This is a genomic window from Oleiphilus sp. HI0067, from assembly GCF_001635735.1.
The window spans coordinates 1-646 of sequence record NZ_LWFI01001414.1 but is presented as its reverse complement, the minus strand read 5'-3'; the positions used below and the strand labels follow the sequence as shown (position 1 = coordinate 646).

Genomic DNA, 646 nt, shown 5'->3' with positions numbered 1-646 from the left:
TTTAATCAAATTTTTATTCGATGGGACTTAAAGTAAAAAGACTATGAACAAAAAAACGATAAGTATCGCTGTTGCGTTAGCGAGTATTTCACCTGATCTACTGTACGCAGAACAAACGAAAGACAATGCAACAAAACTGGAACAAACAGTTGTTACGGGCACGCATGCAAAAGAAGCGCACGACATAAAAATTGAACCAAGTTCAACCAGTAAATTAAATGTATCATTAGAAGATCTTCCGCGCTCCGTAGATATTATTAGCAATGACGAGTTTACCGAACGAGGCTCTCTCAACCTACAAGATACATTAAATTATACTTCTGGTGTTTTTGCGGGCCCGTTTGGCATCGACACCCGCCTCGACTCTTCACAAATTCGTGGCATCNAGCCTCAACAATTTGAGGACGGCTTTATAGCATTTGAAGGTTTTTACAACGCGCCTCGCGTTGAAATTTTCACCTATGAGAACATCGAAGTCGTTAAAGGACCATCTTCAACTTTATACGGCCAAGGCGCACTGGGCGGAATCATTAATGCCAACTCTAAGCTTCCAAAGGAAGATGCCCAAGGTGAGTTTGGCGTACAAATCGGTGAAAATAGTCGAGTACAAACCATGTTTGATTCTACTGGCGCGATCAATGAGGAT

The 646-nt window shown here is 41.6% G+C and carries 1 protein-coding gene; it reads left to right on the top strand.

Annotation, left to right across the window (positions count from 1 at the left end):
- Positions 1-43 precede the first annotated feature (43 nt).
- A partial coding sequence (locus A3739_RS22450; protein WP_156502768.1) for a TonB-dependent receptor plug domain-containing protein occupies positions 44-646 on the top strand: 603 nt, incomplete at its 3' end.